General features: G+C 48.5%; 6 protein-coding genes. All 6 read left to right on the plus strand.

The window, feature by feature from the left end:
* Nucleotides 1-511: hypothetical protein (locus tag STRDD11_RS12765; protein ID WP_128837621.1), on the plus strand; the 511-nt coding region annotated here is incomplete at its 5' end.
* Nucleotides 512-676: 165 nt separating this feature from the next.
* Nucleotides 677-838, plus strand: a complete 162-nt coding sequence (locus tag STRDD11_RS13775; protein ID WP_164828501.1) for a hypothetical protein — start codon at nucleotides 677-679, stop codon at nucleotides 836-838.
* A 173-nt stretch (nucleotides 839-1,011) separates the two neighbouring features.
* On the plus strand, nucleotides 1,012-2,370 hold the full coding sequence (locus tag STRDD11_RS12770) for an MATE family efflux transporter (RefSeq protein WP_128837622.1): 1,359 nt from the start codon (nucleotides 1,012-1,014) through the stop codon (nucleotides 2,368-2,370).
* A 344-nt stretch (nucleotides 2,371-2,714) separates the two neighbouring features.
* Complete coding sequence (locus tag STRDD11_RS12775) at nucleotides 2,715-4,964, plus strand: ATP-dependent Clp protease ATP-binding subunit (RefSeq protein WP_128837623.1); 2,250 nt, start codon at nucleotides 2,715-2,717, stop codon at nucleotides 4,962-4,964.
* Between the two features lie 204 nt (nucleotides 4,965-5,168).
* Complete coding sequence (gene lpdA, locus STRDD11_RS12780; RefSeq protein WP_128837624.1) at nucleotides 5,169-6,509, plus strand: dihydrolipoyl dehydrogenase; 1,341 nt, start codon at nucleotides 5,169-5,171, stop codon at nucleotides 6,507-6,509.
* Between the two features lie 15 nt (nucleotides 6,510-6,524).
* Nucleotides 6,525-7,598 carry a thiamine pyrophosphate-dependent dehydrogenase E1 component subunit alpha gene (locus tag STRDD11_RS12785; protein WP_128837625.1) on the plus strand — a complete coding sequence of 358 codons (1,074 nt, stop codon included), beginning with the start codon at nucleotides 6,525-6,527 and terminating at the stop codon, nucleotides 7,596-7,598.
* The last annotated feature ends 87 nt before the right edge of the window (nucleotides 7,599-7,685 follow it).

The following is a 7,685-nucleotide window of genomic DNA, read 5'->3' on the forward strand; positions in this document are numbered from 1 at the left end:
GTTTTTAATCTTGTTTTTAATGTTGTTCATTATCTTCAGTTATCAATTCTTGGATAGTTTTGTGATTAAAAGCTACGGAATTCCAGGTATTGATTCTTTTGAGCCTATTCTCAAACGGCGCTTCTATCCCTTCAAAGATGTTGTAGAGACAGCACCCGTCCTCACTCTTATTCTTGCAGGACCTCAGCTTGATAGACGGGGATGGCTGAGACGCTGGCATCTTCAGAAGCATGCTCATTACTATTTGGCGTCCTACTGGTATCCATTGATTAGAGTAGCGAGCTATATTCTTTTAATTTATCTAGGTAATACTTTGTGGAGTAAGCTTATTTATTTAGCAGAGATGGACTTGTTAAAATATCACTTAGGAGGTCAGGAACTAATTTACGCCAGTATGGTCTATGCCAAGGAAAATCTTCGTGGTCTTTATATTGTGCTGGGGCTTAACTTTCTCGCCGACTGCTGGCTCTTTTTCTACCAGCGCTTAGCCATACGGGTTAATCGGTTTTAATACTCCTCAATAAAAATCAAAAAGCAAACTAGAATTCCTCTAACTCCTGCAGTAATTGTTTGTATTGGAATGTTCGCTTCAATACAAACGGTGTCGGAGCTAGCCGCTCAAATAGTTCGAGAGACTATTTGAGGTTGAAAATAAAAGACCGCAAGGAAGTGTCAGTTGTTCAAAGCACTGCTTGAGGTGGCAGATAAAGGTGGTGGGCAGACTCCTCAAAATTACGGCAAGGCGACACTAACGAAGTTTGAAGAGTATGAGCTGGGCATAGCAGGCATTTTGGGGGTTCTTAGAAATAAACGAAGATCTGGTTATTTGACTGGCTAAACTTATCTGGGAGGAAAAAAGGGAAGTTATTCTTTGCTCAGGGGAAGCATAAAATCGAATTCTTATAATTTTTGACTATAGGCTGGACTTGTAGTATAGTAAAGGTAGAGTATCCGACGGAGTCTTTCCGTCTGATTTTATTGTTTTTCTTTTGAAAAAGCTGAGGATTTTTTATGTACCAAACCCATCATTTTCAGCAGCGGCTGCGGCTCTTTCTCTCCATTTTTATCCCTGTCCTTATTTATCAGCTGGCCAATTATTCGGCTTCTTTTGTCGACACGACCATGACCGGCCAGTATGACACACTGCATCTGGCCGGGGTTTCTATGGCGACCAGCCTTTGGAGTCCTTTTTTCTCCTTTCTGACTGGTGTTGTGTCCGCCCTGGTTCCTATCCTTGGCCACCATTTGGGACAGGGGAGTGAAGATAAGGTTGCTTTGGACTTTTATCAGTTTATCTATCTGTCGCTGGGGCTGTCTCTCTGTCTTTTTCTGCTGGTCTTTGCAGGCGCTCCCTTTGTCTTGGCACATTTGGGATTGGAAAGTCTGGTCGAAGAAGTAGCCACACACTATCTTTGGTATTTGTCGCTGGGCATTATCCCGCTCTTGCTCTTTAGTGTCATTCGCTCTTTTCTTGACGCTCTAGGTCTAACCCGTCTATCCATGTACCTCATGCTCTTGCTGCTGCCGCTGAACGCGGGCTTTAACTATATCTTGATTTATGGGGCTTTTGGCCTGCCGGAAATGGGCGGAGCAGGGGCCGGACTTGGGACTTCTTTGGCCTATTGGGTGCTGCTTTTGATCTCTCTGCTGCTGGCAGTTAAGCACCCCAAGGTCAGACCTTATCGACTATGGCAAATACAGTTTCCTGACAAAGCCGGTCTGAAAGAAGGGCTTCGTCTGGGTCTGCCTATTGGCGGAACTGTTTTTGCGGAAGTGCTGATTTTTTCAGCGGTCGGACTGGTCATGGCCAAATTTTCGTCTCTCATCATTGCCAGCCATCAGTCGGCCATGAATTTCTCCACCCTCATGTATGCCTTTCCTGTCAGCATTTCGACAGCGATGGCTATTATCGTCTCCTATGAGATTGGCGCGAAACGCTGGGAAGATGTGCGGAAATACTGCCGTCTGGGCCGGCTGACTGCATTAGTCATCGCCGGATTTACCCTGCTTTTTCTCTATCTTTTCCGTTACAAAGTAGCTGCCCTTTATGGCTCAGATCCTGAATTCATCCGGCTGACTGCCATTTTTCTGACCTATAGCCTCTTTTTCCAGCTGGCCGATACCTTTGCGGCTCCTCTGCAAGGGATTCTGCGCGGCTATAAGGACACGCAGCTGCCTTTCTATCTGGGTCTCATCGGCTACTGGGGTGTCTCTCTGCCTCTCGGTCTCTTGCTGGACCATTTCACCAAGCTGGGACCCTTTGCTTATTGGATTGGCTTGATTGCCAGTCTCCTGGTCAGCGGGATTCTCTATCAATGGAGGCTGAAGTGGCTTTCTGAACGTCAAGGATTGCAGAGTCAGACGATGTAGCAAGCAGAACCGCGCCTGCTCTTTCCAATCTGCTGACAGCCGCACAAGAATGCACAAAACTATACCACCACATAGCAAATGAAGCAGCACTGACTTATCAGAAGCAGATAAGTCAGTGCTATTTTTTTCACAATCTTTTATTAAATTTAGATTAAAAAAGTTAAAAACGCTTACATTTTTACTGGTCTGCAGATTGTGAAAATGGTATAATAAATATAAGATTATCAATAAAAGTGTTGGTACAAATCATAGGAGTCTGCTTTAGTTTCCTAAGGGATTGTTTGTACTTATCTGTGATGTTCATGCAATGAATGTCTCTTGCCTTAGAAAAGCGAGGGAAGGATATGACCAAACACTATACTCGTCTTTTGCAGGAAGTACTGGATGCGGCAAAAGACTTAGCGATTCAAAAACACAATTACCAGGTTGATATTCCTCATGTCTGGACGGTACTGACGCAGCCTCAGAGTTTTGCGCTGGACTTTTACAGCAGCCTGGATTTTGACATGAACGAATTTATCAGCCTGATCAATCAAGAAGTGGCAAAGATTCCTGTTTTTTCACAGACAGACCCCAGCCGTTTTGGCCGCCAGTACAGCCAGCGGCTGAGGAATCTTCTGGAGGATGCAGAGCGGGAAAGAGTGGAGCTCAGAGACGAGATTGTGACGGTTGAGCACCTGATTCTCGGCCTTTTTCGCCAGCAGAGAAATCCTATCACGGTTTTTCTCCAGAAAGCTGGGGTTGACAGGGACCTTGTTTGCCAAAGGCTGAACAAGGTAAGGCAGGGCAAAAGAGCAATAGCAGCTGGTCAGGAGAGTCATTATCAGGCTTTGAGCAAGTATGCCAGCAGCTTCAACCAATGGCTGGCAGAGCAGCCGGAGCGCAAGGTTATCGGGCGAAAGGAGGAAATCAAGGATATTATCCGGGTCCTCTCCAGAAAGGAAAAGAGCAATGCTATTTTAATCGGCTTTCCGGGGGTTGGAAAAGCTAGAGTCATGGAAGGCTTTGTCCGCAGGCTCGCTGAGGGTGATGTCCCGGAAAATCTGATGGGCAAGGAAGTTTTCAAGCTCAATCTCGCCAGCCTGATTGCAGGAACCAAGTATCGGGGTGAATTTGAAGAGCGTTTTCAGGCTGTTTTGGACGAGCTGGTCGCTGCTAAGGGCCGGGTGATTCTCTACATCGAGGACATTGATCAGATTGTCACTGCCGGACGGACAGAAGGCTCGCTGGACGCAGGCAATCTCCTGAAGCCGCTCTTGGTCGGCGGGCAAATTCATATTATCGGGACAACCACCTTCGCTGCCTATCGGGAAAGTTTTGAGCTGGATCAGGCATTGGAAGGCCGATTTCAGCGCATCCATATTGAGGAGCCCAGTCAGGAGGAAGCCTTAGTCATTCTTCAAGGGCTGCGTGACCATTATCAGGCATTTCACGGAGTCAGCCTGAGCGATGAAGCTCTGCAGGCAGCCGTTAGCCTCTCTATCCGCTACCTGTCTGACCGCTATCTGCCGGATAAGGCACTGGATCTAATCGATGAAGCCTGTGCGGTTAAAAAGATCCAGCCTGCACAGGAAGACCAAGGAGAAGCGGCCGTCAGCCGCGAGGATATTGCCGCTATTGTCGAGCGCATGACCGGGATCAAGGTCCAAGGCATTATGGACAATGAGCGGGAGCACCTGCTGAATCTGGACAGGCTCCTGCGGCAGAAGATTGTCGGTCAGGATACAGCTGTTCAAAGGGTATCCGAAGCGATTCTTCGCTCCAGAGCAGGGATTCAAAATCCCAAACGCCCGATTGGTTCTTTTCTCTTTTTGGGTCCGACCGGTGTCGGCAAGACTGCTCTGGCCAAGTCCTTGGCAGAACTGCTTTTTGGAAATGAGCTGGAAATGGTCCGTTTGGACATGTCAGAATATATGGAAAAGCATGCTGTCGCCCGCTTAGTGGGACCACCTCCGGGCTATGTCGGCTTTGAAGAGGGCGGTCAGCTGACGGAAGCAGTACGCCGAAGATTGTATTCGATTGTCCTGCTGGACGAAATCGAAAAGGCCCACCCAGATGTTTTTAATACGCTGCTGCAGGTCTTAGATGAAGGCCGGCTGACGGATTCTAAAGGCCGGACCATTGATTTTAAAAATACAATTTTAATCATGACCAGCAATATCGGTTCCCAGCAGATTCTGGAAAGTCTGCAGACCTCACAGGGTCTGACAGCAGAAAGGAAGCAAGAGGTCATAGACTTGCTGCAGCACAGTTTCCGTCCGGAATTTCTCAACCGGATTGACGAAACGGTTATCTTTAATCCTCTGCAGCTGTCTGACATGGTTGCTATTGTGAAGATGATGGTCGGCCAGCTGCAGGAGCGGCTGAGGCATCAACTGATTGACCTCCGGCTGGATGAGGAAGTCTATAGCTTTTTGGCCAAGGAGGGCTATCATCCGGAATTCGGCGCCCGCCCTATCCAAAGGACCGTCATGCGCTGTCTGGAGACGCCTCTGGCCCGCTATCTGGTCGCACAGAAAGAGCAGGCTCAGATGACCGTCCGAGTCAGACTGCTGAAAGACAAAGACCGGCTGGAATTTCAGTATTGGAGCTGAGCTTTTGAAAGCAAAAGAAGTTCTGCAGCAACTGCACATTCCCCGGCTTTTACGACTTGAAGCCGGGCGGATTCAAAATATGAACTCGGGCTAAAAACTTTGAAAAAAAGATGACTCCTCCTTGAAGCTGTTGCTTCTGTGTCGGATTCCCTATTTTTTCTTCGTTTTCTATACGCCCTCGTATCTTATAAAAGGAGGTTCGTTTTGCTTGTTTATGATATTTTAATTATCGGTGCTGGTCCAGGCGGCTATGTGGCAGCTGAAGAAGCGGCCCGTTTGGGCAAGAAAGTGGCCGTGGTCGAAAAGCAATCGATAGGCGGGACCTGTCTGAATGTCGGCTGCATCCCTTCAAAATCCTACCTTCAGCACAGCCACTGGCTGCTGTCCATGCAGGAAGCCAGCCGTTATGGTATCGAAAGCCGGCTGGAAAAGATTGATTTTGGCAGGCTGGTCGACCGAAAGAATCAGGTTGTTGCCAGTCTGCAGTCCGGGATTCATTCCACATTTAAGTCTTTAGGGATTGACTACATAGAAGGAGAAGCACAATACGTCAAAGACAGGGTCTTTTCTGTCGCAGGCAGGGAAATCACTGCCAAAGATGTCATTTTGGCGACTGGCAGCCATCCTTTTATACCGCCTATTGCCGGTCTGGAGCAAGTGGACTTTTTGACGACAGATAGCTTCTTTGATGTACAGGTTCTGCCGGAAAAACTAGCCATCATCGGAGGCGGAGTGATTGCTATCGAACTGGCCTTTGCCATGGCTCCTCTGGGAGTAGAGGTCACTGTCATCGAGGTTGCGCCGGAAATCCTCCTGACAGAAGAAGCAGCAGCCCGGCAGGTGATTCAAAAGAAACTAAGGAAAATGGGGGTAAAAATATATCAGGGAGCTCGGATAAAAGAAGTGACAGCTCATGCTGTGGTGCTTGAAGACAGGCAGATTGCCTTTGACAGGCTGCTGCTGGCTGCCGGCCGCAAGCCGAATCTGCAGCTGGCAAAAAGTATGGGACTGGCCTTGACCGAGCGGAATTTTGTTCAGGTGGACCAGTATTATGAAACATCAAAAGAACATGTCTATGCTGTCGGTGATTTGCTGGAATCCTACATGCTGGCCCATGTCGCCAGCGCAGAGGGGATCAAAGCTGTAAGAGCGATTTGCCGTCAGGCGGAGGAGCCGGTCGATTCCCTAGGTGTCCCCCGCTCACTCTATACCAGTCCTGAAATCGCTTCTTTTGGACTCAGTCAGGAAGAAGCAGAACAGGCCGGCTATGATGTCCTTGTCCAGCAGCTGCCTTTTTCCTATAACGGTCGGGCCATTGCTGCAGCTGAAACAGAAGGCTATGTCAAGCTCATTTCGGAAAAGCAGTACCATCTGCTTTTGGGAGCTGTCATCGTCGGTCCGCAGGGCACCGATCTTCTGCAGGAGCTGATCTTGCTGAGGCAGGCTGAAGCCACTTTAGACCAAGTGACTGATGCGGTGTTTGCCCATCCGACAAGATCGGAATTGCTGCAGGATGTTGCCAAAAGAATCGTCCACCATGACTGATCAGGAGGTAAGAATATGCCGAATTACAAAGATTTACCACAACAATTATCGAAAACGAGAAACCAAGGTGCAGTATCCGAACTGGTTGATTTGAAGGTTCATGATGCCACCGAAATCGAGGTGGAACAGATTTCCAAGGAAAAAGTCAAAACCATGTATAAAACGATGTGGGATATTCGCAACTTCGAAGAAAATACCCGGCGCTTCTTTGCGGCCGGACAGATTCCCGGCTTTGTCCACCTCTATGCTGGCGAGGAAGCCGTGGCGACAGGGGTCTGTGCCAATCTGACAGACCAGGACTACATTACCAGCACCCACCGCGGACATGGTCACTGTGTCGCCAAGGGCGGTGATCTAAAGGGGATGATGGCGGAGATTTTTGGCAAGGAAACCGGTCTTGGCAAAGGGAAAGGCGGCTCCATGCACATCGCTGATTTGGACAGGGGCATTCTCGGAGCCAACGGTATGGTCGGCGGCGGCTTTGGCTTGGCAACCGGGGCAGCTATGCGCAATAAATATCTGAAAACAGACAGTGTTGCCGTCTGCTTCTTTGGTGACGGTGCGGCCAATGAAGGAAATTTTCATGAGTGTCTCAATATGGCCTCCATCTGGAAACTGCCTGTTATCTTTGTCAATGAAAACAACCTCTTTGCCGAATCAACGCCCCAATGGTATTCTTCTGCTTCGGGCACGATTGCTGAAAGGGCTGCCGCTTACAATATGCCCGGTATCCGGGTAAACGGCAAGGATTTATTTGCTGTTTATCAGGTTGCCAAAGAAGCGATCGAACGGGCCCGCAATGGGGAAGGTCCGACTCTGATTGAGGCGGTGACCTATCGGAACCACGGCCACTTTGAAGGGGATGAGCAAAAATACAAGGCCTTGGAAGGAGAAGAAAAAGACTGGGCCGATGTAGACGCTCTGGATGTCTTCCGAGACTATGTCATTGAGCACGAACTCTTGTCTGAAGAAGAGCTGGAAGCTATCTTAGAGGAATCCCGAAAGGATGTAGAAGCAGCGATTCAGTTTGCCCAAGACAGTCCGATTCCCCGTCCTGAATCCCTGCTTGAAGATGTATTCACTGATTGATAGAAGGAGGATGATCAAATGGCTAGACAACTGTTATTTATGAAAGCAATCAATGAAGCGCTGGATCAGGCGATGGCAAAAGATGAT

It is taken from the genome of Streptococcus sp. DD11 (assembly GCF_001578865.1).
In the GTDB taxonomy this organism is placed as follows: Bacteria; Bacillota; Bacilli; order Lactobacillales; family Streptococcaceae; genus Streptococcus; species Streptococcus panodentis.

What these genes read in the sequence shown, in the direction of transcription:
- STRDD11_RS12770 (WP_128837622.1), top strand. Translation starts at nt 1,012, where the DNA reads ATGTACCAAACCCATCATTTTCAGCAGCGGCTGCGGCTCTTTCTCTCC.
- STRDD11_RS12775 (WP_128837623.1), top strand. Translation starts at nt 2,715, where the DNA reads ATGACCAAACACTATACTCGTCTTTTGCAGGAAGTACTGGATGCGGCA.
- STRDD11_RS12785 (WP_128837625.1), top strand. Translation starts at nt 6,525, where the DNA reads ATGCCGAATTACAAAGATTTACCACAACAATTATCGAAAACGAGAAAC.